The organism is Photorhabdus viridis (assembly GCF_040256935.1).
GTDB lineage: Bacteria > Pseudomonadota > Gammaproteobacteria > Enterobacterales > Enterobacteriaceae > Photorhabdus > Photorhabdus viridis.
Genome location: NZ_JBEJZY010000057.1, coordinates 1 through 26,257, shown reverse-complemented (window position 1 = coordinate 26,257; position 26,257 = coordinate 1). Strand labels below are relative to the sequence as shown.

The following is a 26,257-nucleotide window of genomic DNA, read 5'->3' as shown; positions in this document are numbered from 1 at the left end:
AGCCTACGTTCAGAGTCAGTCAACGCCAGATTGATCTTTAAAGCCCTGCGGGCTTTTCGCCTTATATCCCCGCCCGCACTGGGCGAGGGTTTACGGCGTTTTTCGCTAATTGCGCTGCGTTTACGGAAATGAACAATCTCCTCATTCACAGGAGATTGTTCTTGGGTTTCAAAAAACGCAGGAGTAACCTGTAATGTAGTGGCTAATTCATTAGAAAGTTCAAATGTTGCCCGTTCACAGAGTTTTTCTGCTGTTGCTCGTCTACAGGGCATGGCAGCTTCTGTTGAAAGAACTATTCACCCAATATCCAAAAATTCAGGTTGAACTTGATCAAACAGAGCGTTTGACTGATCCCGTCCGGGATCGTCTCGATGCGGTTATTCGGGTCGGTGAATTAAAAGATAGCTCGCTTTACTCAAAATGGATAGCCACCCAGACTTGGGTTGTGTGCGCCAGTCCAGGCTATATCCAGAAGTGCGGGGCTCCGACAACACTTTCTGAGTTATCTAACCATTATTTGCTTGATAAAAATCACGATCCTGCTGGCGTTTGCTGGTCACGCTATCAGGATGCTATCAATCTCAGCAATGAGAACAGAATTTTTCGCAGTGATGACTTTGACACATTGAGAATGGCCGCCGTCACTGGATTTGGAGTAGGGCTTCTTCCTAATTGGGTTGTTTCGTCGGATATTCGTTCTGAAGGGCTTGTTGCATTATTCAATGATCCTGATGAACGTAAGGATGGTATCTATTTATTGCGGGCGCTTGCTCACCCGCCAGCAAAATTAACGGTATTTATATCACTATTGCAGGAGTGATTTGCCAGGGAGATTTAGCTTTGGTGATTTTTTATTATTATCTGGTAATTTTTTCTATAGATAATGCAATTAGCCGTTCGATTATTATGAATGTAGTCATTTGTTTTTTATATTTCTTAGTAATAAATAATTTAAAACCGCAAGGGGTTTTATTAAATGATTAACATGGAAAGTATATTTTCAGTATATATTAATGACTTGAAATTGTATATTTGTTGGTAAGATTTAATGACTATATGGTTTTACTTTGTGCTATTTTATGATTATTAGTAACGTCAATTTACTACTGGGAACTTTATTTTTGTGATTACTTTAATCCTGATATTGTCAGGTAAATTACAGTGTTGTTCTTATTGTTGTTGATGATTATATCAATATGATTAATTGGTTAGTAAATCAAATGTAAATTAATAGTTGATAACTTTAATGAATAGTTAAAAGAGATATTTAACCATTATCTAAGTATTCGCCTCATTTATTATTATTGAAGTTTCATAAATATATGTTTATTCTCTGATGTTGTTTTTGATTTATAAATATATATATTATTAATTAATATAGAGGTTTATTATGACTAAAATTTTTTCTTTTAATAAGAATTGTCGAGATTTATCTGCTGGGCATAACTCACTTCTTAAGGAAGTTAATGGTGTGAATGGGTTGCCTAAATCTCTGGCGCCTGGCTTCCCTGATTTAGATGATCAGTTTAATCAGATGGGAATTAAACATCTCCGGATCCATGATTGTTTTGGTATTGGTGATATGGATAACTATTTCCAGGCGGACAGAAAAAATAATCAAAATGAAATTATTTTCAATGCCGAAGAAGAAAATCAATCCGCGATTAAAAAACTTATCGCTGATATTTCAAATATCAGAAGTATCTTTCCCTATGCTGCTGCCGGGATGAGAAATCATGATATTAGTCTTGCATTAAAAGAGGCTAATTATAAAATGACTGATGCTTATCTGCGTGATGTTATGAGAAATCAAGCGGAGCTAAACCCAAGTAATATTCAACGACAAATCATGTTTCGTATCGGCCGTTCCTTTGGCGGTGGTCATGAGATACCACAAGATTTTGATGTTTATGCAACATTAGTGGGTACCTTAGTGAATCGCTACGCTTTAAACTATGCCAAAATTGGCCTGCCTAGAAAAATAACCTACTGGCAGGTTTGGAATGAACCTGATTTATCGATTTTCTGGAATAGTGATGATCCTAAAAAGTATTATGAATTATATGGAAAAATTGCAAGAATAATTAAATCTGTTGATCCTTCTGTCAAAGTAGGTAGCGCTGGTATTGTGTTTGTTAATAATGCATTAGAGAGTTATGTTGATGGATTCTTACGATATTGTAAAGATAATGATGTGCCGCTGGATTTCTTTTCCTGGCATGGATACGTTGAAACTGGAGATCCGCAAAACATCCTTGATGTAGGGAATACGGTTCAAAAAAGTTTGAAGACTTATGGTTTTACCGATGCAGAAAGTTTCTGTACTGAGTGGAATTCCTGCCCTATTGGGACGAAAAATACATATACAAAAGTGCAGGGCATTAAAAATGCGGCATATATTGCTTCCACATTTATTTATATGCAATATATGAAAATTGACAGGGCATATTATTATCGGGGAGATGGTTTATCTTTTGGTTTGTTTAATGATCAACCTAATCCTAAAAAACCACATGTTAAAAATTTCTGTACGTATTCGGCTCAATCCTTTGGTCTTTTTGCCAGAATGTTTGAAACACCTTATATCCTAAGTGGTAACAAGGATTTCTCAACAGGTTTAACTGTTTTGGCAACTGAGAATGGTGAAGGCAATAAAATTAATATCCTTGCCGCAAATTATAAAGTTGACCGGAGTCTTGCAGACGGCTATTCGGCACCTGATTATTTATATCAACAATACTATTTGGATACTAGCCGATCACTGAATCAATTAACCGATACCTGGAGTAAGAATAAATGGTTTGGTGGTGTTGATCCAACAACAATTCACCCTGATAATGTGGTGGTGCAACATGAGGTTATTAATGAATTTCCTGATGATAATATGTTGAGAGCTAAAAATCGTAATTATACTGATAGCGACCAGGGTATTACTGTATTAATTAATCATATAGGTTATAAAAAATTTAAAGTTAGAGCATACCGTATTCAAGAAGGGGGAACATTGGAACAAATGACACCACAAGAAGTAACCAGTAAAATTACTGTGTCTATATCTAATAATAAATTAACATTGGTAGATGAAATGGCAAAGCCTTCAACAGTGACATTATATTCACTAGAGCTAAGTCATCATTAACTTAGTATAAAATTAAAGTACTATGATGGTTTTTTTATCTATTTTTTATTAAATAAAATCATTGTGGTTTTGTTGAGGATGTTATTTTATCTGTTGAGGTATTTATAAAAATATAATTATTTAATGAAGCGGGATGAGAATGGCAGATAATGATTTTAAAGTGTGATTAAGGTTGGTATTTTATTGTTGTCTATGTGTTCGGTTTTATTTTTTTTGTTAAGTTATTGGAAAGGTGTGTTTATCTTATGATGTTTTTTATTTATAAAGATATATATTATTAATTAATATAGAGGTTTATTATGACTAAAATTTTTTATTTTAATAAGAATTATCGAGATTTATCTGCTGGGCATAGCTCACTTCTTAAGGAAGTTAATGGTGTGAATGGGTTGCCTAAATCTCTAGCGCCTGGATTCCCTGATTTAGATGATCAGTTTAATCAGATGGGAATCAAACATCTCCGGCTTCATGATGGTTTTGGTATTGGCGATATGGATAATTATTTCCAGGTGGACAGAAAAAATAATCAAAATCAAATGATTGTCAATGTTCCAGAGGAAAATCACCCAGCGGCTAAAAAACTTGTCGCTGATATTGCAAATGTCAGAAGTATTTTTCCCAATGCTGCTATTGGGATGAGAAATCATGATGTTAATCTTGCATTAAAAGATGCTAATTATGAAATGACGGATGCTTATCTGCGCGATGTTCTGAATAATCAAGCAGATCTGAATCCAGATAATATTCAGCGCCAAATCATGTTTCGTATCGGGCGTTCTCTTGATGGCGGTTATGAAATACCAGAAGACTTTGATATTTACGCAAAATTAGTTAAAGCTTTGGTGAATCGTTATGCTGTAAACTATGCTAACATTGGAATACCGAAAAAAATAATTTATTGGGAGATTTGGAATGAGCCTGATTTACTATTTTTCTGGAATAGTGATGATCCACAAAAATATTATGCATTATATGAAAAAGTAGTGAGAGTGATTAAGGCTGTTGATCCTGATGCTAAAGTCGGTGGTGCTGGTATTTCGTTTAGTAATAATGCAGGCGGTGATTATATTGATGGTTTTTTCCGATATTGTAAGAATAATAATGTACCGTTAGATTTCTTTTCTTGGCATGGGTACGTTGATACTGGAGATCCGCAAAACATTATTGATATGGGTAATACGATTCAAAAAAGTTTGCATACTTATGGCTTTACCAAGACAGAAAGTATTTGTACTGAGTGGAATTCCAGTCCTTTTGGGTCGAGAAATACATTTACAAAAGTGCAGAGTGCTAAAAATGCAGCATATATCGCTTCGTCGCTTATTTATATGCAATATACGAAAGTTGACTTGGCGCATTATTATCGGGGGGATGGTTTATCTTTTGGTTTGTTTAATGATCAACCTAACCCTAAAAATCTAAATGTCAGAAATTTTTGTACCTATTCAGCTCAATCTTTTGGCCTTTTTGCCAAAATGTTAAAAACACCTTATATACTGAGTAGTCATAAAGACTTTTCAACGGGTTTAACGGTTTTAGCAACCGAGAATGAATCAGGTAATAGAATTAATATTCTTGCAGCAAATTATAAAGTGGACAAGAGTTTTTCAGATAGTAATGTAGCGCCAGTTCCTGCGGACTTATATCGACAATACTATTTTGATAGCAGCCGATCATTGGACCAATTAACGGATACCTATAGTAAAAATAAATGGTTTGGTGGTATTGATCCTACGACAATTCATCCTAATAATGCCGTAGTACAAAATGACCCTGTACAACAAATCCCAATTGATACTCTTTTAAGACCTAAAAGTCGCGATTATACTTATAGTGACCAAGGTGTGACTGTAGTGATTGATAATATCGGTTGTAAGAAAGTGAAAGTTAAAGCATACCGTATTCAAGAAGGAGGATCTTTAGAACGAATGCGACCACCAGAAATAACTAACCAGATTACGGTGTCTATATCTAATAATAAATTAACATTAGTGGATAAAATGGCAAAACCTTCAACGGTGACATTATATTCATTAGAGTTCAGTTATCATTAGTTTGATATAAAATGGAAATGTTATGGCAAATTTCTTTCCTGTTTTGTTAATAAGTTAAATCAAGGAATAAAATTATTTTAACCTGTCAGGCTCTGAGAAGAGCCTGTTTAATAATAACGAATAGTTTGGAGAATTAATTTATTGTTGTTTTAAATGCAACCCTTTTTCTGTCAAACGATAACGTTGTAATGGACTACTGGGTTTTTCTGGGTGACTCATTTCAATCAATCCAGCTTCCAGTGTGGGTTGCAGATAGCGTAGACGGAATGAGCTACGATCTTTTAATCCAAGCGCTAACTGAAGTTGCTCACGATTCATTTCTCCTTCCAACGCCATAATTAATTGTCTAACTTGGTGGGTAGCCTGATGGGTAGCCTGATGGGTATCCTGATGGGTAGATTCCAGAATTGCGTCACGTATCATGCTCAACATAAATTCAATAAAGGGTGCACAATCAACTTGTTGGGTACTGAGATTAATGGCTTGATAGTAATCAGCCTGATGCTTGTAAACCAGACTTTCAACTGGAATGAATTCAAATAATGAGTTCCAGTGATTTAAGATTAATGTCTGCCATAATCTGCCCATTCTGCCGTTACCATCAGCAAACGGGTGAATAAATTCAAATTCATAATGGAAAATACAACTGGCAATAAGTGGATGAATATCCGTAGAGTTCAGCCAGTAAAGAAGATCCGCCATCAGTTTTGGAACCCGGTTTGCCTGTGGAGCCATATGAATGATTTTTTCTCCATCCATAACACCAACACCACTGTGCCGATAACCACCTGCACTATCTATTAACCCTTTCATCAGAACAAAATGGGCTTCCAGTAAGTTCTGTTCTGATGTGAAGTGCCAATGATGGAGCTGCTCGTAAGCTAAAATAGCGTTATGTGCTTCCTGTATTTCGCTGATTGGTGCGATGACTCGCTTTCCTTCAATAATTGCTGTGATTTGGCTTGCATCAAGTAAGTTACCTTCAATCGCCAGTGAGCCGTGAATTGTTCGTATCCGATTTATACGTCTCAATCGCAAAGCTTTTGCTCGTTCCTGTTCTGTACTTAACCGTCCGATATTCTCACTGATTTCAGCGACTAGTTGGATCATTTTAACTGTAATTGAGAAAGGTGGCTGATAACCTTTTTGCGCCGAATTCATTGAACACCTTAATTGGATTTGTAGGGTTATGGTAAATAGCTTTAATTCTGTTATTGGGTTTTGAAAGGCATCGGTATTATCGCCAGTAAGATGATATTGAGCAACAGACTGGCGATTGTTACACGGATTGTCGATTATTTTCCTGCCAGCACACCATACATCAGCGGCATACGGGGCATTCCTTCCGGTTGTACCATTTTGCCGCCACCGATATTATGCATTCCTTCAAATCCACCCCATCCATTTGAGTAAGGGTATTCATTAAATTGTTCAATTCGTAATCCTGTTTGTATCACTGAGGAGATGACGCCTAAGAAACGGGGATATTCGTAATATAAGAAATAATTTCTTTTTGAGATCAAAAAAATGCGTAATTTTTTACAAAAAAATACAAAAAATATCTTTTAAGTTATGAACTTTTCCATATACTGCCTCGGCAGTTGACGATAACTGAACAAAAATAACTCTAATGTTCGGTTTTTACCCCAGATCAGAAACTGATTTTATTGAAAGTTACGCCATTTCTTTTAGTAACACTTTTCCTTGCACTTAAGGGTGCGCTTAGAAAGCGGAAATTATCCTAGCTCAAGTCTGTTTTTTGTACGAACTGATATTTGATTCACAAAAAAATAAATCATTAAAAATCAGTCAATTGTAAAAAAATCATTTTTTTCTCATGTCCGCTGTAAGAAATTGCTGTGCAGTGCGACTAATTGAGTGAAACAAATGCTTGTTTCAGCGAAGTAGTAATTCACTTTCCACATAAGTAAAAGGAACGTTTCATGACTAAGCAAACGACAAAAGCATTACTGGCCCTGGCTTTAGGCAGCGCACTGATTACGGTAAGTTCTTCAGCAATGGCGGATTCCGGCAGCAAAACGGAGAAATGCTATGGCGTTTCTCTGAAAGGGAAAAACGATTGTAAAGCCGGTGCAGGCACCACCTGTGCTGGTACCTCCAAAACAGATTATCAGGGCAATGCCTGGAAAATGGTACCCGCGGGTTCCTGTGTAAAAATGAAGTCTCCAACCTCCCCGACCGGTTTTGGTCAACTGGACGCGTTTAAAGTTAAATAAAAAAGGTAATTCAGGCATCATACAGGAGCTCATACGATGACAATTTCCTTGCCCTTACACCGCGTCTCTCGTGAAGCTCCTGACTTCTTGATACTAAACAAGCTCCCGGTCAGAGCAGGGATCGGGTTAAAGCCGGAGCATTTTCGCGTTATCCTGCGCGATAAACCTGACATTGGTTTTTTTGAAGTTCATGCGGAAAATTATTTGGTTGCGGGAGGGCCGTTTCATCAGGCACTGAGCATCATTCGCCAGGATTATCCGCTATCTATTCATGGTGTGGGCCTGTCCATCGGAGGCGAAAATCCTCTGAATCAGACCCATTTACAACGTGTTGCCGCGCTGGTTGAACGCTACCAGCCGGCCGTTTTTTCTGAACACCTTGCTTGGTCGACGCACAACGATCTCTTTCTCAATGATCTGCTGCCGCTGCCTTACACGGACGCTACGCTGACGCGGGTCTGCGAACATGTCGATCAGGTACAGAATGCACTGCGTCGCCCTATTTTGTTGGAAAACCCGGCCACCTACATCGAGTTCAGTGCCTCAACCATGCGCGAGACTGACTTTATCTCCGAGGTGATACGCCGCACCGGATGCGGACTACTGCTGGATGTGAACAATCTCTATATCAGCGGCGTCAACCATAATCATTGCCCAAGGCAGATGCTATTCGAGCTGCCACTTCACCGTGTCGGTGAAATTCATCTGGCGGGCTATACGGAAAGCCGCGATGGGGCAAGCGATCGGCTGTTGATTGATTCACATGACAGTCATGTGACCGGGCCTGTCTGGGATCTCTATAACAAGACCCTGCGTGAAACGGGGCCGATCGCCACCCTGATCGAATGGGACAGCAATATTCCACCATTAGACGTGTTGCTGAACGAAGCCAGCCATGCCCAACATTACATTACGGAGAGCACGAAAAATGCAACAACAGCTGTATCAGGCGCTTCTTGACCCCGACCTCACGGTACCAAAGGGGCTGACAGCCTGGAATGGTAGCGATCCGGCGGTACGTTTTGCGGTTTATCGTAATAATGTCATCGCGTCGCTGATTGACGCACTGGCCGAAAACTGCCCCGTCCTTCTTGCCCAGCTCGGAGAGTGCTTTTTCCGTGCGATGGCAGGGGAGTTTATACGTCAACAACCGCCTTCTTCTCCTGTTTTGGCAGGCTATGGCGCGCAATTGCCGGACTGGATTGCGACGTTTCAGCCGTTGGCAGATTGGCCCTGGCTGAGCGATCTCACCCGGCTGGAAATGTTGTTTATTGAATCTCTGCACGCGGCGGATCCTGCCGTACAGGCGGCAGAAGCGGCTCCTAGTGGCGATCCCGCACAGTTGTTGATGGCGCTTCATCCCTCGGTACGGCTTTTCAGTTCAGATTATGCCGTTTTCAGCCTGTGGGCCGCACACCAACAAAATGAAAACGAGATGGCGCTGGACCCATTCCAGCCAGAACATATGCTGCTGTGCCGCGTTGACGACGACGTGCGAATAATGTTGCTCAGCCGTGCGGAAATGCAGTTTGTTGCCATGCTCCAGTCCGGTCGGTGTCTTGCCGAAGCCCTAGAGATTGCCGCTGGGGAGGAGGCGACTTTTGAGCCTCAATCGATTTTACAACGCATGCAGCACTATGGGCTGATCCTTTCTCTATACAGCAACACGGAGCGCTAAGATGGCATTACTCAAAATGTTAGTATTAAAGGGGCAACACATTGCGCAGGAAAGTATTATCCCCCTTCTGGCGCGCATTGGCCTTGCCGCAACATTCTGGCTGTCGGGCCAAAGCAAAGTGATGGGATTAAACATCGATATTCTGGGAGACACGCCCTGGCAGCTGGGGATCCCGCGCGCTACCGACAGCGCCGTGTCGCTCTTTGCCAGCGAGTACCAGCTTCCGCTGCTGCCACACGATGTGGCTGCCGTCATGGCCGTGACCGCAGAACATGTGTTTCCGCTGCTGCTGATTGTCGGATTGGCGACACGCTTCTCCGCGTTGGCATTAATGGTGATGACGCTGGTGATTCAGATATTTGTTTACCCGGATGCCTGGCCTATCCACGCTACCTGGCTGACGGCTCAGCTGTACCTGGTGACGTATGGCGGCGGAAGGTTTTCGCTTGATCGTTTGATTTACCGCTATTGCACCTGATTTCCCCTCCCTGCGTTATTCCTTATTTTGATTCTCGTTTTCACCACGAGCGAATGCGGAAGTGATAGTGCGCGCAGGTCGGCAAGCCATTGTCTGAATTTTCGGCACCCGTCGCACATTCGCAAATGCAACATCGGGTTCGCTTTTAGCAATCATAAAAGTGACCGTTCCGTCGGTCACGAAACTCAGTCATCAACTGGTTTATAGATCCCCCAATTGGAGCCGAGATCAGTTAACATCCAAATTTACCCAATGTGGCCTCCGCAATAGGGATATATTGGTCTGTTAATTTATTGATGCTGTTATTGGTTGCAGGATAACAACAATCAAGGAAAAACCAGTTTATCGGTGTCTCCAATATTGAAGCAATCTGCACCAGATGGGATAAATTAATGCGGTTTATCCCTCTCTCATAACGTGAGAGTTGTTGCTGGCTAATACCTATTTTTTCCGCCAATTTTACAGCGGTCATGCCCAATTCTTTCCTTCTTTTCTGAATACGCTTCCCTACTAATAGATGATCTTGTTTCATTTTCATCCCAGCCTTTAGCTTAAAAAAACACCCTTATTATGGCATTGCCAAAATTATTGTCCCTGATCCTGAGAAAGGTCCCGCCTCTACTCTGCCATTTTTTTGTAAAATTGATTTCACTGTAATGGGTACATTTCCTCCCGCCGGTACAAACACAGAAACGCCGTCTTCACCTTTTTTATCATTTAATAGTAATTTAGCTTTCAAGCTACCATCATTTCTCAAAGGTACAAATTCCCCATTAAGGCCCGTCGCTATTACGACAATATTTATATCTACATTGCAGGTCACATTGATATTTCCCGTTTTGGTTGCATTTTCTAGTTCTGCTTCATCAATACTACCGTAATCAAGCTCAACTGAGCCTTCACTGACCTGACAAAAGCCTATCGGCGGTGGTGCGACGCCACATAAAGATCCAGGCAACAATCTTCCATGAAAGCCATTTTGATCGGTTTCGTAAAATAGCCCGACACATTCCTGATGAGACCGAATAGCAGGACCAAAATGTTTTGCAACTCCGGTGATCGGAAAACTGGTATATTTCAATATTTCCGCCTGCACTTGTTTCATTGTCTTAAATCTTTCCACGCGAGTATTAAATATCCTATAAGGCTGCCCTGAATAACCATCAGCAAAATGGCGATGGTTAACCGATATCCAGCATGCGGAATAACCATAACAAGGATTTGGCGTAAAATCGTTTTCTTGGTCCCAACGTTCAATGACAAAAGTATAATAGGCATTTGTAGGAATACCCTCGGATTTAGTGATATATGAAAATATTGATGCCGCAGCACCTGATGAGAACAGAGATAAAAATACCAGACAAGCAGAGAATAATTTTTTCATTTACTTACCTAATAAAATAAAACCAAAACTATTTGATTAGTCATAGTTGAGATTAAATGTCGCAATAGCATGAAACGCGCCCCGTTTAATCGTCTGGTTAGCCAGCGCTGTCGGTTCAGCTTGCACATACGCTTTCAGGAGAATCATGTTTTCACCCTCTTTTAGCGGATAGACATCTCCGTCCCTGTTCAACGGCAACCGTTTGCCTTCTGCTGTTTCGATACCGATGGCAATTCCAGAAGCCTGACTACCTGTGCTTAATGCTAACAAACCCGGCAATTGTCTGTTTTCTGCCCCACTGAATGTCAGTTTGATAGATTTCCCCACACTCATATCACAGCCAGACAACCTGAGCTGAAAAGGCTCACTATTGGTCCTGCCATGCATATACAAATATTTTTCAGCAATCGTGCCCAAATCAAGCCGGATATCTTCATCACCCGGTTTAATCGTGCAGGGTTCTTCAACCAATGCGCCGTAAAAACGCATATTATCCGCAGCCTGTACCACCTGATTGTAATAAACTGTAGTAGCAACAATCATAAAACCAACGCGTAACACGAATAACTTGAAATAGTTCATTGGCTTTCCTTTCACTGGTATTCCGCCAGTAACGTCGCCGTCACTTCAAATTCCCCTTCTGGTAATGTGCTTCCCGGCTTTTTCACCGGCACAGCCTGTATCACCGGTAATTTCTGTGATGTCACCGGAATACGCTTGTTAAGGGTGAATGCTTTACCATCCAAAGTCAGACGAATACCCAAATTGGTGATATTCGTTTTCAAAGCAGCAGCATCAAATGAAGTCTGTGGGCCAATCACCGTCAATCCTAAACTCCAGTCTGAAACATTAGGCGCACACACCAATTGATAATTCACTGGCTGGGTATAATTCACCCCATCCACCTTATTTATTCCAACGTTATGACCAAAATAGATATCGATCATATTACCGTTATTAATGATGCAAGGAGGCGGTTCAAGCAGTGTGCCGTGAAACCACATATTATCCGCCGCTTGCCCCGGCATCACGCTGATCAATTCTAGGCAAACCGTCCAGAAAGCACGATAAATCAAATGCTTCATCAGTGTCTCCTGTTCATTGGTATTCAACCATCATCGTGGCAGCTGCGCCAAAACCACCGCCTTTCAATACCGCAGTCATATTTTTTACTGGCACCGCATGTAACTCAGGAAAATCCGGGTAGGTAAATTTCATCCAGTCATTGACGGGTAATTTCTGTCCGTTATGAATAACCGCAATACCAAGCCCGGTATGATTGGTTTGTAACACTGCCCGGTCAAAACTGGCGGTGTTACCCGATATCATCATCTTCATCACATTGGCCGGCATTTTTTCACATTTCACCGTGTACTTAATCGGCTTCATGTAATTAACTCCATCGATACGGGTAATCATCACTTCACCAAAATCCACATCAATAGTATTACCATTATTAATCACACAAGGTGGAGGAGCGATAACGACACCATATATATTGACCGGCGTTTTACCCGAAAGACTATTAAACGGCGTTGCTGCAACGTTTACCCTGTTTGTCGGTAAATCAGCTTGGGCGCCTGCACTCAGCAAACAACCCAGCAGTAATACAACCCATTTTTTTCGCCTGCGGTACAGCTCTTTTATTCGCAGAGACTTAGTCATAATTCACCCTAAAATCTACCACGGCCCAGTAATGCCCGATCCCCAATGCTCCCGGCGTTCGCACCGGCGTCAGTAAGATCGCCAGTGCGCGACCTGCCCGTTTTATATTCATCGTCGCTCCTCGCGGCTTCGCTCGTCATGACGAATGTTCAGCCGCCTGACACTGGTTTCCTGCACAGCTAAACGTCAGTTGCGGCCGGCCGCCAAAATCATTGATATAGGTCAGTACCGGCGCACTTCCTAAAGCCCCCGCACTTCCATTCAGCACCGCACTGCTTTTGGGCGCCACCATCAACGGCTTAAAATCCGCCACGCTCTTCCCTTTAAGCTGATTCGACGCATCCACCACGGTGATGTAATACGGAGTCGGGTTGTTCACCTGATATTGATCCCCCTGACGTGTCAGCGTCATCTTCTCCTGCCATGGGTTATCCAGATCAGTGCGACTGGCAAAAATCGCCTTCGGCCGATAGAACAGTTTTATCCGGGTTTGCAGCGCAATTTGCAATGTGTTCGGCTTCTTGCTGCGTGGCGGGATTTCACGCAAATTAAAATAGAACAGGCTTTCCCGATCCTGTGGCAGCTGTGCTATTGCTGGCAGTGACTGTATTTTCACCTGGCTCTTCGTCCCCGGCTCCACTCGCTGCACCGGCGGTGTCACCACTAACGGACCATTGATTTTGTTACCCTGTTCATCTTCTATCCAGCCTTGAGCCAGATATGGCAACTCTTTGTTCTGGTTGCTGATATCCATACTGGTGGATTTATCCTCACCATTAAACACTATCCGGGTACGATCCAGTGCAATGGCAGCCATTGATTCACTGACCGCTGACAAACTCAGGGCGGCGATCGTTACTGCATTCATTGTTTTCTTCAATTTCATGCTCAATTACTCATTCTCAGAATATGTCATTTCAGCGTCATTACGGGTCACCACGATAAGTTCCGGTGACAGCAACAAGGTTTTCACGCTGCCTGTCAGTTGAAACTATGGCTGTTTATTACCGCTGACCAACTGGCAGAGCAGTAATAACGAGGCCATCTCTTCAACTATTGGTAATTCATGCGGCAGTTCAATCACACACTGCAACTCCCCATCCCAGCGTACATCCAGTTTCTCCCCCGGATTTATCCCGCTCAGGTAGGTACTCCCACCATCATTGACGATGCCGATCTCCCGTTTATCCTTATTTAATACGGTGGCCCCAAACGGAGGCGCACTCCCGTCCGATAAACGGATCATGCTCATCGCTTTCTCACCGGATATCACCTGAAATTTACGGTAACCAATCGCCCCTTCCGTCAGTGTCGCTTGTTGTACCGACCGTATTGCCTCCACATTGTCCGGCAGCTTATTCAAATCAATACTCGCACTATTGCGGTAATAGTTGTTTACATCAGAGATCACCGCCTTACCGAACATATTGGTATGGGTAATCGCACCGAAGCCTTTCACCGGGACACCCCCTACACCATCGGTATCCACCATCAGACGCGTCGTACCCGGCGTATTGATGCGATGCAGTGCCGCACCTTCTGACGTGACAGTCACCCCACCCTGGACAGCAAGCGCCGCTGAGGTATAACGCCCATCCTGATAACTTGCACTTGTCGTCAGTTGGGCAAGATCGCCGTAATGTGTTAAATAGCCGTTAGCCGCTGCCTTGCCGTCAATACTGGAGCCCGCCGCCAAACGATAGCTATTGTTTTCATTAATCCGGTCGTAATAACCTACCGTATTGGAATTACCTTTGCGGTTGACCATTGCGTTATAACTGATTGTTCCTGAATTCCCCCACGGCAGGGATAACGTCAGGTACATACCATCGTCATTCTTACCTTCATATTTATTACGATAAGCGGACAGGTTCAGGTTAATGTTCTTAATGGTTCCAATACCGAAATAGCGTGATACCGATATGTTGTAGCGATCATTGTTCGACTGGTTCCAGTAAGTCTGGTGGCTGTAGTTCAGATAAGTACTGATCCCCAAATCTGTGAACTGTTTATTCAACATAATGGTGTAAAGTTCTTTACTGCTCTCCGTATCCCCGTCGTGATAACGGCGATCTAAATACTGGCTCATGCTCATGAAGTCACGTTCCGAGAAGCGATAACCTGCAAACGTCACCTGACTGTCATATTCCTCAAAACGCTTGGAATAACTGAGACGATAGGAGCCGCCGGTCAAAGTTTTACCCTCATCCGGTAAGCGGGCACGGGATTCTGTCACATCAAACGACAACGCGCCGAAAGCCATCAGATCACGCCCTATTCCCAACGATAGCGCGTTATAATCTCCGGCCCCCAATAGCCCTCCATACAGTGACCATCCGTTGTTTATCCCCCAGGAAAATTCTCCCAGCCCAAAACTATTCCCCTCACTGCGGTGCTTCCAATTGGTCGGCTTACCCGCCGCCAGTTTGTACTGCACCCGGCCCGGACGGGTCAGGTAAGGAATGCTCGCTGTATCGACCTGAAATTCCTGTATACCACCATCCTGTTCTTCTACCCGTACATCCAGTTTGCCGCTGACCGCATCATTGATGTCCTGAATACGGAATGGGCCGGGCGCAACCTGGGTTTCATATAACACCCGGCCCTGCTGACGGATGGTCACTCTGGCATTGGTTTTCGCCACGCCAGTCACCTCCGGCGCATAACCACGCAGGTTTGGCGGCAACATATTGTCATCTGTCACCAGACTTGCTCCGGTAAAACGAAAGCTGTCAAAAATACCTGAATTGAGATAATCCTCACCCAGTGTCAGTTTGGCCTGCCAATGCGGTATCGCCCGGTACATGTAGTAACGGCTCCAATCCCAGTTTCTTTCTGTACTCCCTGCCTGGCCAGTGGTGTGGTTATATTGTGACTGCCAATCAGCCCGCAGACGCCACGCCCCAAAATTTATCCCGGTTGTGCCGTTGGCGCTGATATTATGATTCTCATTTCCTTTCGCTGGCTTAGATACCTGAGCGTTGACGTTATAATCAAACATCATTCCCAAAATCCCGTCATCCCAACGTGATGGCGGGTCCCAATCTGATGAGCTGTATTCAAGATAAGCCTGCGGCACACTCAGATATAACGTATCGCTGCTCAAATCGCCGCGCGCCATCATTCCTGGCAGCGTTTTAATCTCCAGGCATTGATTATTGTTCCACCAGCTAATCTTTGATTCCCATTCCGCCCGCAGTCCCAACTGCTTCACCAGATCAGGCGGCAGACAGGCCATACTGCCCTTCGGATCATCCGGTGGCGCCATAAAAGTCACCGGCATCTCAGACAGCTCGCTTTTATTCAGGCGTATCATCATCTGGTAATCCCCCGGCATAATATAACCAGCACGGGAAAACTCTTTTAAATCAATCCGCGAACGATCCTGAACATCCAATACGTCAGTATTAAATTCAATTTCTTCTTCCGCATACGCAACATGAGTCCCAACCAAAGCAAGCAGTACCAAAACAGTAAAAGGTTTAAGAACACACCGAACTGAGACCACCCTGTCATGTTCAGCGGTCAAACCAAAAAACAAAGCCATAACATTCCCTGATCGATGATTAGTGATAATCCAGCCTGAACCGGACAGTGGTTCGATACTGCCCCGCCTGCAATAACTGGTGATTACCCACCAATCGCATCGCGTAACTAAGAGTCATATGCCCTTCCTGTAAATCCTCCACCGGTAATGGCGTTCCCGGATATGCCTGATTGCCGAGTGTGTCAGTAATTTGCAATGCAACACCTCGTGCCGCACCATCCAATCGAAAATTGTTCCCATCCGGAACGCCGTCAAACATCATCTGAAAGTGACGCCAGTCAGACTTACCCAATGTGGCAGAGGTCAGTACGCAATTAATCAAGCGGATGGAAAAGGGGCGCACAGGCCCCTGCCCATCATGTACTATCCGGTTTACCGGAATCGTAGCTAACTCAATCGTCTGGTCACGGCTACCTGCGTCAATCGCACAGGCTGTATCAATAATGGCGCCTTGCATGCTAACGCGGCCATGCCCTTGCGTTCCTCGTGTAGTAGTCGCTTCAGCGCCGACAGTAATGCAGGAAAACATTAGCAGGCAGGGCGCCATAACAACGGCAGAATATCGGCTCATGACTTCTCTCCGGCCAAACTTATTCAAAATCTTTGATTAGGAAACACCTGCCTCCCTGTAGGCGTTTCCATGCATGAAAGAGTTATTGATAAGTCAGTTGGAAATTAGCAATTCCGGTGAAATCCCCCGGAACAACTGCATCAGGTCCGGTATCACCCTGAAGATAAGCAGCGAAGTTCAGATCATTACTACCATCATGCAGTGCTATGGCAGGAGAAGGGGTACCCAGTTTAATCCTATTGCCGCCCCCATCGGTGATCGCAATGCCTGCGCCTTTAGCCGATCCTTCAATACCCAGCAGACCCTCACCGCCAGTGATACTGGATTTGGCGCCGATAAACGTGGTTGTTACTGTATTTATCGTTTCAGTTGTGCAGTTCTCTAAAGAAATTTTGAATGACTTAGAAGAAGAACGACCGCCGTTTTTCAAAGAAACGTTAGAGATAGAACCCAGTGGTACAACCTGATCAACTGTTTCAGGGGTGATGGAACATGGTGCATCAATGATAGAACCCGTAAAAGTTACCGTTCCGTGACCTTGGCTAGGATTAGCCGCATTGACAGAGCTTGCGACCAAAGCCATGCCCAATCCCAGAGCCATAACCAATTTATTCAATTTCATGTGAATTAATTCCTTGAATTTAAGGATAAAATACCCATAACCATAAAAAATAGCTGCGCAGGATTCCTGATCCATGCACTCGATATCCGGCACAAAATAGGGTTTAAAAATTTCGGATTAATATTTTTTAAAACCAAACAAAATGCACCAAACTGTTTTATTTGGTTAAAAATACTAATAAGACATAGTAATTCGGAGTAAAAATTTAAAATTTAGTATTATTTCAAATTAATAATCTAAGTGATTAATTAGTATTTGATTGAATTCAGATGAATTGACTGAGATTTTACAATCTAATTAATATTAGTTATGAGAAATAGTAAAAACTATCCAAGAAAATCTATATATTATAAATAGTTAAGTATTGGCAATTTGGAATTACACTAAATTTGACTTAAAAGGTGGTTTTGTAGGAATATATTTACAGTTTGGTGCATTCTGTTTAGTTTCTTTTTGTTGTCTAATAATTTCCAAATATATAATTGCAAAGTTTACAAGCTGATATTTTCTATTAAAAAGTGACTATTTGTGACTATCTGAAAATGGTATTTATAGATTTTGTTACGAATAAATAGAATTGCTAGCTAATAATTTTATAAAAGCTCTATTAATTGATATATTCCGGTAGATTAATATTATTTTCTGTCGATAACTATCTGCTCTGATTTCACAGGAACTATTTTCATGAAGAAGCGTAAATTCTTAACCAGACATGAAATTAATGCGATTTTAGAAAAAGCACGTCAAGGTCGTCATGCTGAGAGAGATTACTGCATGATACTCATGTGCTTCATTCATGGGTTTCGAGTCAGTGAGCTATGTAATCTAATGCTATCAGACCTTGATCTTGACTCAGGAATTATTCATGTAAGACGACTAAAAGGAGGATTATCAACAACGCATCCACTGGTGCCAGAAGAAATTGATGCTTTAAATAAATGGTTTAATATCAGGCGACAGTGGAGGGAATCAGATACATCGTGGGTCTTTTTATCACAAAAATCCGGCGCTATTTCACGCCAGCAAGTTTATGGTTTATTAAAGCGTTATGGCAGACAAGCATTAGTGAATATTTCACCTCACCCACATATGTTAAGACATGCCTGCGGTTATGCTCTCGCTGATCTCGGAAGAGATACACGCCTTATTCAGGATTATCTTGGCCACCGAAATATATCCCATACCGTTATTTATACAGCAAGCAATGTAAAACGGTTCTCCAGAATATGGGAAACACCTTTAAAAGGTCTCGATTAATCTCAATATTTCTTTTTATAAAAAACCCTCATTCATGTATGTACTGATGAGGGTTTTTCATTCGCTAAAATAATTATTTATATCATACGATGCGGCTTATTATTTCTTGTAATTAACCGAAACAAAGGATAAAAATCAAAGATAAATAATGTCCTTAATCCATAAGATCTAAAAGCTCTGGCGTTCACCATAGCAACATTGACACTATGATGGCAAAAAATGGCAAAAACATCCTATTTTTGCTATCATAGTGGCAATATTTACAATTCAATAGGTGCTGAAATGCTATCATTAAATACCCCATACGACACTCAGATTGCGTTTAAGACATATCTGAAGAAAGTTCGCAAAAACCGTAAGTTATCCGTTGAGGCACTAGCGCAACACTCCGGTGTACCCAACAGTACGATTCGAAAATTTGAAGCAACAGGTAATATTTCTTTAAGACAATTCTTAATGCTTTATGATGCACTGTGCAATCTCAATGATATTCATCAGATAACCAAAATAAAACACCATCCCCAAAGTATCGAAGAGGTATTAAAACATGCTTAATATCCCTTTACTGGTAAAGCGCAGATTCAGTAATGGAAACGTTGAGAACGTTGGTAAATTAGCTGAAAACAGCAGTGGAGTTTACTTTCAATACGATGATAATTATTTATCAGCACATAAAAGCTCTATTGCTCCATTTAATCTCGAGTTCGATGATTCATTGCAAAAAGCACCAAATCAACCTCACTACGGATTACATGGCGTTTTTGGTGATAGCTTGCCTGATGGATGGGGATTATATTTGATGGATCGAGTTTTCCGCCAAAATGGTTATGTTCCCCAAAATATCACAGCACTGGAAAGACTGGCGTTTATCGGAAATCGCGGCCCTGGCGCTTTATCCTATGAGCCTGAAATACAAATTGAAAACAGAGACAAATATCAAGATATAGAACTCATTACATTAGGTAAAGAAGCCATTAAAGAATTTGAAGGAACGGAATCTCACCTAATAGCACACCTAATGAACGCAGGGAGTTCAGGTGGCGCAAGACCAAAACTTAATGTAACCAAACTGGCAAATGGGACTTTTACCACAAAACAAGATGCTATTGGCGAAAAACTGATTATCAAATTAACCTCAGAAAAATTTGCGCTAGGGCATCATGAAAGCCTTATTGAATATACCTATATGAAAATAGCAGAACGCGTAAATATTGAAGTTTCCGATTTTGAGTTATTTGATGCCGGGAATGGGCAATATTGGTTACAGCAATCCCGTTTTGACTGTGTAGGTGAACAAGGGCGTTTTCATATGATTTCTGCTTGTGGGTTACTGGATGCTTCTTTCAGGGAACCTTCGCTGGATTATATCGAATTGATCAAAGCGACCCGAATGTTATGTAACACTAATGAAGCCAAGAAACTTCTCTACAGAGCCATATTTAACTATCTGATGATAAACCAAGATGATCATGCAAAGAACTTCGCTTTCCTGGCCGATGACAATGATAACTGGCGTATCTCTCCTTTCTACGACATTATGTATAGTCCATCAAGCTATAATGAACATATGACAGCTTTCAATGGTCATGGCTCGAAAATAACAAAACAGACAATGGAATTAATGGCAGGTCAGGCCGGATTACCAGGTGCAAAAGCGATGATGAATATAGCTGCTGAGATTTATGACATAGCCAAAGATTTTCATACAGAAGCAGAACATGTTGGTATTCCAGCAATTTTAGCCAAAGAAATTCAACGAAATATTGACAACAGATGGAACACGTTGAAAGAATAATCCCATAACTATTAGGAGAATCAATAATGAACGAAAAATTCTATCAGTTAAAAATTACTCTCACAGACTCACAACCTGCTATTTGGCGGCAATTTGTTGTTCCTGCCTCTATCTCACTCGATAGGCTGCATGATGTCATACAAATTGTGATGGGATGGCAAGATAGCCATTTGCATGAATTTCATATTGGCAAACTGCGACTAACAGAAATGCCAGAAGACCCATCAAATGGAAAGGAAGAATGTGCATATCGCCTGATTGACCTGATTAAACAAAAAGGGAGATCTTTTAGCTATATCTATGATTTTGGCGATAGCTGGGAACACGAAATTATTTTAGAAAACAATCATTATCCTGAAAGTGATCTTCCGTTGCCTTTTTACTGTCTGGATGGTGCCCGCGCATGCCCCCCTGAAGATACCGGAGGTATTTATGGTTATGAAAATTTAATAGAAATACTTAATGATCCTGACCATGAGGAATATGAAGAAACGCTGCGATGGATAAATGAATCGCTTGGTTTGCCTGAAAATGAATATTTCGATCCAGAGCAATTCTATCCGGACAATATTAATGCCTTTTTAGCGCTCTATTATCGCTGGTCACGGGACCGTAGCCATCCCTTATGGAATCACGAGGACTAATCATAGGATAAATTTATCATCACAGAGAAAAGTTTCAGATGAATCACTACCACGGACATTGGTGCTTAATTTGAGCTTATTTTTCTCACGGAATGGGTGATACATAATTCAGTATCGAGTGCAGTTTCAGTGGTGCTTTCAGATTGCCCCCAGTCAAACTGCACCAGCACTTTACACAGCATCACGCTTTCCATAGCGACCTGAAAGAAATATATCGTTATTCTTCTTGTTTAGGTTGCTTAATTGCATCCCGGCAACGATTAATGCATGTCCAGAACAGCAATAATATTGCTGTAATGAAAATATGATTGGAATAAACCAACGATTGTGGCCAAAGTGCGATACACATCCCATAAACACCCAACAAGAAAGCCCGATCACTTTTCCCTAAAGGCCCTTTATAACTTTGTACTCCTGTCAGGGTCTGCGCAACAACGCCACAAAACTCAGTAGATATGGCAAATATTACAGTAAAAATAACTAACCAAAGTGATGTATTCGCTAAAAGAGCAAAAGGTAAATATAACGCAAAATCAGACACAATATCGCCTATTTCATTTAATACGGCACCCAATCGGGATTGTTGATTAAATTCTCTTGCCAACATGCCATCAATAGCATTAAGTGCCATCCGAAAAAATAGAAAAAGAGGTAAGAGAAGAAAAAGATGTGGATAAGGAAAAAACGCCAGAATTCCGCCTAAAATCACCGAGGTTATCATTGCACACAGCGTTACCTGATTAGCAGTAACACCACGTTGATAAAAGCGTATCACCCAAGGTCTTAGTAATTTTTGAAACTTCGGTTTTATATCATATAACGTCATAATTCACCTATTGTTAATAGTTTCTTAAATAATAATGTATAAGTTGCCGATAACTTTCATTGTTTTTACTATCATCATTAAAGATAAATCAGATTCATCAAAATACAATGAAAGAGGCGCTATTAAATCAAAAAAATGTTTTTATCTATCGTGGATTATTTTTCTGATAAAATAGTATGTCGCTATCCGTTTTATAGTTTATTAGATTGAAGATAATCGAATGTATACTGAATCTGTCATGCTTTCTTACAGTTTGTTACCATTTCTTACAAATTTATATTTTTGTAAATTTATGAAAAACGCTTGCTATCTGATGAAAGTTCAATAATTATTACTTTAAATTTCCATCATATGTACAGTATGAAAGGGATTTCAACCTCTGTTCCCTTTATTCAAAGGGATTAATCGATAGGAATACATTGCTGTCTTCCTGTCGTTCAATTTGTTATTACTCACTGCATGAGCTGTGCTTTTTGTCTGTGGTAATAGGATTTTTGCTGAAAAATATCATACAACAAGGGGATAAAACCTCTCATGGCGGCTCTGTTTTAGCGGGTGATCCGGATGTTGAACGAGCAATACAGGTCTATTCCCTGTTCGCTTCCCGTCTTCGCGACAAAATTGCAGATGATTTTCCTGAGTGAAGGTGATTGATGGTCAGACGGGAGAGGTCTTGTGGGACTGTCAAGAGATGATGTTCGGGCTGCGTGCCATATGTAATGTTAAAAGAAGGAAATCATATCGATGAGCAAATTAGGCCCACTTGATCATATTGACTGTAGAAAAATTCTGAAAAACTGGGTGGAATTTCAGTTGATGGATGAACAGGGGAAACCTCTGATCAATATGCCTTACCGTTTGAAAATTTGCGAGAATCCTCTGATGGGACGTCAAGGTGTTACCGATGGCAATGGATTATTCCGGGAAGAAGAGATGCCACCCCATCCGATAACACTGTATATCGGCGCCCAGGCTTTGGCCGATGAAATGGAACAGCGGCCGTTGCGGGAAATACGCGGTGAAGCGGCGTCGATGGTGAAGCCAAAAGCAGAAGCTGAAGGCCATCACTATCACTATGTGACTATCGGGCAGATTAGTGATGGGTTGCCGGTGATTGAGGATTGGAATGATCCTAAAAAAATTCCGCCTCCCTATCATTTTCCAGATCCAGAACCCAAAGGGTTTTATTCCCGCCATCTAAACTGTCGACATGTTTTGGAAATATGCCCGTTTCGGGCCTGGGTATTACAGCTACATCATCAAAAAGAGTATTCCATTGTTAATGCGTATAACCAGAGTTTGATGAGTGTGTTGGCTTATGCCGGTGGGGATGTTGATACTGAAGGTTCTGTGACTCACTTTTTTAATCGGCAGATGGTGGATGTTTCGAAGCGGCCTTATCAGGTGGAAAAAGCATCGGCCACGCCTGTGGTTTATGATGTGCCGTTCAGTAAACGTTATTCCCGGGTAGAGTTTATTGATTCAAAAACGGCAGATAAACAGGGTGATACCCGACTGTTTTATGTAGCCAGCAACAGTGATGTTCTTGTCAGCTGGCGAGGTACAATTAGTCTGGAGAATTACCTGACCGATATCACCTTTCAGCCGTTAAGTTTGAGTTGCGACGATGGGAAAGCCTTGTGCAGCGGGTTTATTCACAGTGGTAAAGTGCATAAAGGATTTTGGCAGGCATTTAGTCTGGTTGGAAAGTTAATCGCTCCCAGTGATAAAACCAAAACTATAACAGTATTCAGCGATATCTTAGAATTGGTGAAAAACAAACGGTTATTTATTTGCGGGCATAGCTTGGGAGGAGCATTGGCATTACTGCACAGTGCTCAATTGAAAGAACACAATCCTTGCCTTTACAGCTATGGGATGCCAAGAACATTAACCCGCAGTGCAGTAGAGGAGTTGTCTGCCATTACTCACTATCGCCATGTTAATGAAGATGACGTCATTCCTGCTGTGCCCTTTGAGCAGGATATGGATAATGGTTTTTTCCATTACTGGGCGCCGGCGGGGTACGAGTGGGAAATCATGAAACTGGTGTCTCCGTCACCGATTGTTAAAGCCATTAAGCAAGCAACAGCCAGTCAAGAAATCTATTGGCATCATGGTAAAGTGGTTCATTTTTTTCAAGCCAACAGTTGCCCGGAATGGCTGATTTCCGCCAGGAATCTCTCCCCTATAACGGGTGTGGCTAAAGAAATCTTGAATAACACCACAAAGCTCTATTTAATCCCTGAATTAAACCCGGAAACAGAAAAGGATTTTTCTCTGGCCGGTGAGCAGCAAAATGCGTTGTTTAATCAGCTCAGTCAACAAGAAAAAGACAAGCTGTTTGTTGAAAACAGAAGTGCTGATTTAAAAGGGGGATTAGGCTTTCTTCATCATAGTTCGTATAAATATGCCGGTTATATTGATAAGCGTCTTAGAGAGTTATGCGAACCGGATAAGATTACGGTTTATCAGGACAGTCAGCGTCAATTTAAGGCAAAAATGGATAATGATAAGATGCTTATTCCTGATAATATTTACTACCGCAACCTCTATTTTCTGGATATGGACAAACAGTTAATAAAATCACTGACCGTGAGCCAGCAGGAAGAGCAAGGAACACTGGCCTTACAACATTACTGCGATGGTAAGGAACTCTCAGTATGAAAATAGTAAAAATCACGCTGTTATTGTTATTTTCATATTTTATTTACTGGGCGTTAGGTGATACCTTTTTTAACTGGCTTTTTCCTTTTTCGTCTGCTGGAAAAGAACAGTTGATTACCGTGGAAGGCGTCATGCCGAAATACACAAAACCGTATGTATCCGCGGAATATATCTCAAAAAACTGTCTTGAGTATCAGTTGGACGCAGGAATGTCGCCGTTTAAAGTACCGACTTATTATGTATTGGATTTGGATGTAAAAGCCGATCCGCAAACCGGTTATTTTCAGGCGAAATTGCCTTTCAGTGGCGGAGGTTGGTGCAAATGGGAAATCAATCAGGCGTTTGTGTCCGTGGGTTATACCGATGTTAGCCACCTGGTGAAAGATGCTATACCCTATGGAGGAACAGGTCTAACGGCCTTTATCAACGATGCAGCGCGAACATATTATTCTGAAGCCTCTGAGACTCGCGCATTGAATACGATAGACTTCAGCCCGGTTATTTACCCTGTGTTGAAACTAGCTGAAGGGCGGCCAAAAAGAATTTCCTTACAGGGTGTGGTCGGTTTGTTTCCTTTTCGGCTAAAATTAATACCGGGCGCTGAATGGAAAATCACCTTTAAACCTAAACTGGATGAAACCAAAATGCCGAAGATAACCATAACTGACGGGAAGGGGGAATGGGTTGAATATCCGAATGGCCGAATTGACCTCAATCGGCAATCAATAGATTACTGGAAAATAACGTCACCAAAACTTCCAGAAAAATAAACGGGGAAATATAACCTTAACACGCTATACAGATAACGCGGTAGGGATCGTGGGTAATTGACCATGATAAACATGAAATGCGATGGTAAGGAACTCTCAGTATGAAAATAGTAAAAATCACGCTGTTATTGTTATTTTCATATTTTATTTACTGGGCGTTAGGCGATACCTTCTTTAACTGGCTTTTTCCTTTTTCGTCTACTGGAAAGGGGCCGTGGATAACCGTGGAAGGTGTTGCACCGAAATACACAAAACCATATGTGTCGGCAGAATATATTTCAAAAGATTGTCTTGAATATGAACTTGATGCAGGTATGTCACCTCATAAAGTGCCGACCTATAATAAGCTCAGACTGGATATAAAAGCCGATCCACAAACAGGTTATTTTCAGGCGAAATTACCTTCCAACGGCGGAGGCTGGTGTAAATGGAAAATCAATCGGGCCTTTGTATTAGTAAGTTATACCGATGTTAGCCATTTGATGAAAAATGCCGAGCCGTATGTGGGGACAGGTTTAACCGCATTTATCAATGATGCAGCGCGAACAAATTATTCTGAAGCCTCTGAGACTCGTGCATTGAATACGATAGATTTCAGCCCAGTTATTTACCCTGTTTTGAAAGTGGTTGAAGGGCTCCCAAACAGAATTTTCTTACAGGGTGTAGTGGATTCATATCCTTTTAGGCTGAAATTAATTCCAGGGGCGGAATGGAAAATCATCTTTAAACCTAAACTGGATGAAACCAAAATGCCGAAGATAACCATAACTGACGGGAAGGGGGAATGGGTTGAATATCCGAATGGCCGAATCGACCTCAATCGGCAATCAATAGATTACTGGAAAATAACGTCATCAAAACTTCCAGAAAAATAAACAGGAAAATATAACCTTAACACGCTATACAGATAACGCGGTAGGGAT

Annotated in this window: 28 protein-coding genes and 1 pseudogene; 15 read left to right on the top strand and 14 right to left on the bottom strand. The window is 41.6% G+C overall.

Translation table 11 applies throughout. The annotated features are described in order from the left end of the window. Nucleotides 1-272: pseudogene (locus ABR397_RS19760) on the bottom strand (hypothetical protein); the annotation flags it as partial. Nucleotides 273-283: 11 nt separating this feature from the next. Between ABR397_RS19760 and ABR397_RS19755 the strand changes: the two are divergent. The 3 genes from ABR397_RS19755 to ABR397_RS19745 all read left to right on the top strand — a co-directional run bounded on the left by ABR397_RS19755 (nt 284) and on the right by ABR397_RS19745 (nt 5,193). After that, nucleotides 284-820: a substrate binding domain-containing protein gene (locus ABR397_RS19755; RefSeq protein ID WP_350307233.1), complete on the top strand. Its 537-nt coding sequence runs from the start codon at nt 284-286 to the stop codon at nt 818-820. 570 nt (nt 821-1,390) lie between these two features. Continuing rightward, nucleotides 1,391-3,139: a GH39 family glycosyl hydrolase gene (locus tag ABR397_RS19750; protein ID WP_350307232.1), complete on the top strand. Its 1,749-nt coding sequence runs from the start codon at nt 1,391-1,393 to the stop codon at nt 3,137-3,139. A 299-nt stretch (nt 3,140-3,438) separates the two neighbouring features. Beyond that, a complete protein-coding gene (locus ABR397_RS19745) occupies nt 3,439-5,193 on the top strand; it encodes a GH39 family glycosyl hydrolase (protein WP_350307231.1) in 1,755 nt (584 codons plus the stop codon). 138 nt (nt 5,194-5,331) lie between these two features. Here the strand turns inward: ABR397_RS19745 and ABR397_RS19740 are convergent, their stop codons facing one another. Then, nucleotides 5,332-6,354 carry a Fic family protein gene (locus ABR397_RS19740; RefSeq protein WP_350307230.1) on the bottom strand — a complete coding sequence of 341 codons (1,023 nt, stop codon included), beginning with the start codon at nt 6,352-6,354 and terminating at the stop codon, nt 5,332-5,334. Between the two features lie 134 nt (nt 6,355-6,488). Next, nucleotides 6,489-6,650, bottom strand: coding sequence for a hypothetical protein (locus ABR397_RS19735; RefSeq protein WP_350307229.1), 162 nt, complete (start codon nt 6,648-6,650; stop codon nt 6,489-6,491). A 486-nt stretch (nt 6,651-7,136) separates the two neighbouring features. On the opposite strand from ABR397_RS19735, the gene ABR397_RS19730 reads away from it, so the two are divergent. The 4 genes from ABR397_RS19730 to ABR397_RS19715 are packed head-to-tail and all read left to right on the top strand — an operon-like array spanning nt 7,137 to nt 9,586. Continuing rightward, nucleotides 7,137-7,430, top strand: a complete 294-nt coding sequence (locus ABR397_RS19730; protein ID WP_350307228.1) for a BufA1 family periplasmic bufferin-type metallophore — start codon at nt 7,137-7,139, stop codon at nt 7,428-7,430. A gap of 36 nt (nt 7,431-7,466) precedes the next feature. Then, nucleotides 7,467-8,390 (top strand): MNIO family bufferin maturase, encoded by a 924-nt coding sequence (bufB, locus tag ABR397_RS19725; RefSeq protein ID WP_350307227.1) that lies wholly within the window; start codon nt 7,467-7,469, stop codon nt 8,388-8,390. Next, nucleotides 8,359-9,108, top strand: coding sequence for an HvfC/BufC N-terminal domain-containing protein (locus ABR397_RS19720; RefSeq protein ID WP_350307226.1), 750 nt, complete (start codon nt 8,359-8,361; stop codon nt 9,106-9,108). Before bufB ends, ABR397_RS19720 begins: the two co-directional genes overlap by 32 nt. A 1-nt stretch (nt 9,109) precedes the next feature. Further along, nucleotides 9,110-9,586: a DoxX family protein gene (locus ABR397_RS19715; RefSeq protein WP_350307225.1), complete on the top strand. Its 477-nt coding sequence runs from the start codon at nt 9,110-9,112 to the stop codon at nt 9,584-9,586. A gap of 15 nt (nt 9,587-9,601) precedes the next feature. Here the strand turns inward: ABR397_RS19715 and ABR397_RS19710 are convergent, their stop codons facing one another. The 10 genes from ABR397_RS19710 to ABR397_RS19665 form a co-directional block, all read right to left on the bottom strand. Next, complete coding sequence (locus ABR397_RS19710) at nt 9,602-9,766, bottom strand: hypothetical protein (RefSeq protein ID WP_350307224.1); 165 nt, start codon at nt 9,764-9,766, stop codon at nt 9,602-9,604. 52 nt (nt 9,767-9,818) lie between these two features. Next, nucleotides 9,819-10,124, bottom strand: coding sequence for a helix-turn-helix domain-containing protein (locus ABR397_RS19705; protein ID WP_031281449.1), 306 nt, complete (start codon nt 10,122-10,124; stop codon nt 9,819-9,821). Nucleotides 10,125-10,154: 30 nt separating this feature from the next. Next, nucleotides 10,155-10,970 carry an MrpH family fimbial adhesin gene (locus tag ABR397_RS19700; RefSeq protein WP_350307223.1) on the bottom strand — a complete coding sequence of 272 codons (816 nt, stop codon included), beginning with the start codon at nt 10,968-10,970 and terminating at the stop codon, nt 10,155-10,157. 36 nt (nt 10,971-11,006) lie between these two features. Next, entirely contained in the window at nt 11,007-11,552 is a 546-nt protein-coding gene (locus ABR397_RS19695) for a fimbrial protein (RefSeq protein WP_350307222.1), read from the bottom strand. An 11-nt stretch (nt 11,553-11,563) separates the two neighbouring features. After that, entirely contained in the window at nt 11,564-12,055 is a 492-nt protein-coding gene (locus tag ABR397_RS19690) for a fimbrial protein (protein WP_350307221.1), read from the bottom strand. A 13-nt stretch (nt 12,056-12,068) separates the two neighbouring features. Then, nucleotides 12,069-12,635, bottom strand: a complete 567-nt coding sequence (locus ABR397_RS19685) for a fimbrial protein (protein WP_350307220.1) — start codon at nt 12,633-12,635, stop codon at nt 12,069-12,071. A gap of 136 nt (nt 12,636-12,771) precedes the next feature. Further along, nucleotides 12,772-13,521, bottom strand: a complete 750-nt coding sequence (locus ABR397_RS19680) for a fimbria/pilus periplasmic chaperone (protein WP_407072891.1) — start codon at nt 13,519-13,521, stop codon at nt 12,772-12,774. A 105-nt stretch (nt 13,522-13,626) separates the two neighbouring features. Beyond that, a complete protein-coding gene (locus tag ABR397_RS19675; protein ID WP_350307219.1) occupies nt 13,627-16,182 on the bottom strand; it encodes an outer membrane usher protein in 2,556 nt (851 codons plus the stop codon). A 19-nt stretch (nt 16,183-16,201) separates the two neighbouring features. Continuing rightward, entirely contained in the window at nt 16,202-16,753 is a 552-nt protein-coding gene (locus tag ABR397_RS19670) for a fimbrial protein (protein WP_350307218.1), read from the bottom strand. Between the two features lie 82 nt (nt 16,754-16,835). Next, nucleotides 16,836-17,375, bottom strand: a complete 540-nt coding sequence (locus ABR397_RS19665; RefSeq protein ID WP_350307217.1) for a fimbrial protein — start codon at nt 17,373-17,375, stop codon at nt 16,836-16,838. Nucleotides 17,376-18,059: 684 nt separating this feature from the next. Here ABR397_RS19665 and ABR397_RS19660 point away from each other — a divergent pair. The 4 genes from ABR397_RS19660 (at nt 18,060) to ABR397_RS19645 (ending at nt 21,071) form a co-directional block, all read left to right on the top strand. Continuing rightward, nucleotides 18,060-18,632 carry a tyrosine-type DNA invertase gene (locus ABR397_RS19660; RefSeq protein ID WP_350307216.1) on the top strand — a complete coding sequence of 191 codons (573 nt, stop codon included), beginning with the start codon at nt 18,060-18,062 and terminating at the stop codon, nt 18,630-18,632. A 219-nt stretch (nt 18,633-18,851) separates the two neighbouring features. After that, entirely contained in the window at nt 18,852-19,187 is a 336-nt protein-coding gene (locus ABR397_RS19655; RefSeq protein ID WP_350307215.1) for a helix-turn-helix domain-containing protein, read from the top strand. Further along, entirely contained in the window at nt 19,180-20,427 is a 1,248-nt protein-coding gene (locus ABR397_RS19650) for a type II toxin-antitoxin system HipA family toxin (protein ID WP_350307214.1), read from the top strand. The genes ABR397_RS19655 and ABR397_RS19650 overlap by 8 nt, the downstream gene beginning before the upstream one ends. 26 nt (nt 20,428-20,453) lie before the next feature. Continuing rightward, the gene (locus ABR397_RS19645) at nt 20,454-21,071 is read left to right on the top strand and encodes a plasmid pRiA4b ORF-3 family protein (RefSeq protein WP_350307213.1); all 618 of its coding nucleotides are present in this window, start codon (nt 20,454-20,456) and stop codon (nt 21,069-21,071) included. A 217-nt stretch (nt 21,072-21,288) separates the two neighbouring features. Here ABR397_RS19645 and ABR397_RS19640 read toward each other — a convergent pair whose 3' ends face one another. Then, complete coding sequence (locus tag ABR397_RS19640) at nt 21,289-21,897, bottom strand: CDP-alcohol phosphatidyltransferase family protein (protein ID WP_350307212.1); 609 nt, start codon at nt 21,895-21,897, stop codon at nt 21,289-21,291. A gap of 494 nt (nt 21,898-22,391) precedes the next feature. Between ABR397_RS19640 and ABR397_RS19635 the strand changes: the two genes are divergently transcribed. The 4 genes from ABR397_RS19635 (at nt 22,392) to ABR397_RS19620 (ending at nt 26,209) form a co-directional block, all read left to right on the top strand. After that, nucleotides 22,392-22,541 (top strand): PAAR domain-containing protein, encoded by a 150-nt coding sequence (locus ABR397_RS19635; RefSeq protein ID WP_350307211.1) that lies wholly within the window; start codon nt 22,392-22,394, stop codon nt 22,539-22,541. A 100-nt stretch (nt 22,542-22,641) separates the two neighbouring features. Beyond that, nucleotides 22,642-24,564 carry a lipase family protein gene (locus ABR397_RS19630; protein WP_350307210.1) on the top strand — a complete coding sequence of 641 codons (1,923 nt, stop codon included), beginning with the start codon at nt 22,642-22,644 and terminating at the stop codon, nt 24,562-24,564. Beyond that, complete coding sequence (locus tag ABR397_RS19625; RefSeq protein ID WP_350307209.1) at nt 24,561-25,334, top strand: hypothetical protein; 774 nt, start codon at nt 24,561-24,563, stop codon at nt 25,332-25,334. Before ABR397_RS19630 ends, ABR397_RS19625 begins: the two co-directional genes overlap by 4 nt. Nucleotides 25,335-25,435: 101 nt before the next feature. After that, nucleotides 25,436-26,209, top strand: coding sequence for a hypothetical protein (locus tag ABR397_RS19620; protein ID WP_350307208.1), 774 nt, complete (start codon nt 25,436-25,438; stop codon nt 26,207-26,209). Nucleotides 26,210-26,257 lie beyond the last annotated feature (48 nt).